Origin of the sequence: Methylobacterium sp. WL116 (assembly GCF_008039455.1) — a bacterium.
GTDB lineage: Bacteria > Pseudomonadota > Alphaproteobacteria > Rhizobiales > Beijerinckiaceae > Methylobacterium.
Genome location: NZ_VRUV01001032.1, coordinates 1 through 687, shown reverse-complemented (window position 1 = coordinate 687; position 687 = coordinate 1). Strand labels below are relative to the sequence as shown.

The 687-nt window shown below is 74.2% G+C and carries 2 pseudogenes; one reads left to right on the top strand and one right to left on the bottom strand.

From position 1 onward, the window contains the following. Nucleotides 1–456 (top strand): annotated as a pseudogene (locus tag FV223_RS29235) (glycosyltransferase); the annotation flags it as partial. Nucleotides 457–516: 60 nt separating this feature from the next. Here the strand turns inward: FV223_RS29235 and FV223_RS32285 are convergent. Then, nucleotides 517–621: pseudogene (locus FV223_RS32285) on the bottom strand (glycosyltransferase); the annotation flags it as partial. Nucleotides 622–687: the final 66 nt, after the last annotated feature.

The window sequence follows — 687 nt, the reverse complement described above, 5'->3', positions numbered from 1 at the left end:
GCCGCCGCCTGGGCGCGGATCGAGCCGACCCACGTCCACATCGCCACCGAGGGCACGATCGGCCACGCGGTGCGGCGGCTCTGCCGCGCGAAGGGCCGCCCCTTCACCACGAGCTACCACACGCGGTTTCCCGAATATCTCGCCGCCCGGGCGCCGATCCCCGAGGCGTGGAGCTACGCCAGGCTGCGGCGCTTTCACCGGGCGGCCAGCGGCACCATGGTCAGCACCGCCTCGCTCGAGCGCGAGCTCGCCGGCCGCGGCTTCCGCAACCTGATGCGCTGGACGCGGGGCGTCGACACCGACCTGTTCCGCCCGGCCGATCCTTCCGCGGAGGTTCCCCCTGCGCTCGCGGGGCTGCCGCGCCCGATCTTTCTCTTCGTCGGCCGCGTCGCGGTCGAGAAGAACGTCGCCGCCTTCCTCAGTCTCGACCTGCCGGGCAGCAAGGTGGTGATCGGCGTCGAGCACCCCGGCCCCGGTCCCGGCGACCACGTCGAGGGGGCCGGTGACCGGGTAGGCCGCCACGGGCAGGCCGCAGGCCATCGCCTCGAGCAGCACGATGCCGAAGGTGTCGGTGAGGCTCGGGAACACGAACACGTCGCTCGCCGCGTAGAGCGCGGACAGCTCCGCGCCGGTGCGGGTGCCGAGGAAGCGGGCCTGCGGGTGGGCGGCCTACCCGGTCACCGGCCC